The organism is Escherichia sp. AM3, assembly GCF_032029835.1.
Taxonomy (GTDB): domain Bacteria; phylum Pseudomonadota; class Gammaproteobacteria; order Enterobacterales; family Enterobacteriaceae; genus Escherichia; species Escherichia coli.
In genome coordinates this window covers 1-247 of sequence record NZ_JAVUPQ010001197.1, presented here as the reverse complement: position 1 = coordinate 247, position 247 = coordinate 1, and the positions used below count along the sequence as shown (strand labels likewise).

The 247-nt window shown below is 52.6% G+C and carries 1 protein-coding gene; it reads right to left on the bottom strand.

Annotation, left to right across the window (positions count from 1 at the left end; genetic code table 11):
- Positions 1 to 17: 17 nt before the first annotated feature.
- Positions 18 to 247 (bottom strand): hypothetical protein (locus tag RTW80_RS30290; protein ID WP_312721896.1); only part of this gene is annotated, 230 nt, incomplete at its 5' end.

Sequence of the window (247 nt, the reverse complement as noted above, 5' to 3'; positions counted from 1 at the left end):
TGGGCGCTGCGTTAACCTTACTCCATCGCCTGTTTTGGAAAGCCCGGTATGCGTCTGCATCCGGGCTTTTTTGCGTGCGGCTTTCCATAAAAATGCAACTCTTGCAGCACGGCGTAAGTTCCTTTGAAAGCATCTCGCAGGGATGAAAACTCGCTAATACACAGGTGTGGAGTGGCGCGTAGAGGCGCGGCATTCAAACAACAGGTGAAGGAACGCCATGAGCAAAAAGCAGAGTTCCACCCCACAC